Origin of the sequence: Colwellia sp. TT2012, from assembly GCF_001440345.1 — a bacterium.
Taxonomy (GTDB): Bacteria; Pseudomonadota; Gammaproteobacteria; order Enterobacterales; family Alteromonadaceae; genus Colwellia.
In genome coordinates this window covers 1-752 of the sequence record NZ_LJYX01000168.1, presented here as the reverse complement: position 1 = coordinate 752, position 752 = coordinate 1, and the positions used below count along the sequence as shown (strand labels likewise).

Below are 752 nucleotides of genomic sequence, written 5' to 3'. Positions count from 1 at the left end.
CTCACTGAGCACGCCCATAGGTTATTCCTTGTTACAGTTGAGAAGGGGAGAGTGCAGTGTAAGTCAGTCTGCAGTGGCTTGCGCGACACAACTGTTAACACTGTTCGTTGTTATCGACATATTAAATCGCAAATAGTTTGCAAAGTGCCATCAGTCGCGCGCGAATTACCCGTGATTTCAGGGCTTTACCAGATTATTTTTTCAATCGGGTAGGTCAGGGTTTTCTATTTATCTTCTGGCGTTCAGGGCTCTAGCCTCTGGCAAGCACCTGTTCGAGTGCAATAAAACAACCAGAGGAACGCCTGATGAAAAACCTTATTAGTCGCAGGTCTATTGCTGCGCGAAATGTATTGATAATTGCCAGTGCCAGTCTGCTATCGGTGTCTGTACAGGCCGCTAACTTGAAGCGCGATAATGGTGCGGCGGTTGGCGATAATCAGAACTCGCAAACGGCTGGCGCGACCGGCCCGGTATTACTGCAAGATGTGCAGTTGATCCAGAAATTGCAGCGCTTTGATCGTGAACGTATCCCCGAGCGTGTGGTACATGCCCGTGGTACCGGGGCCCACGGCACCTTCACGGTCACCGACAACCTCAGCGACCTGACCAAAGCCAAGGTATTTGCCGCAGGCGAGGCCACGCCGGTGTTCGTACGGTTCTCTGCCGTTGTTCATGGCAACCATTCCCCGGAAACCCTGCGCGACCCTCGCGGTTTCGCCACCAAGTTCTATACCGCCGAAGGTAACTGGGAC

Annotated in this window: 1 protein-coding gene; it reads left to right on the top strand. The window is 52.5% G+C overall.

The window, feature by feature from the left end:
- Nucleotides 1-305 precede the first annotated feature (305 nt).
- Nucleotides 306-752, top strand: a 447-nt coding sequence (locus ASU03_RS19360; RefSeq protein WP_157466009.1) for a catalase, incomplete at its 3' end; no start/stop codon positions are given.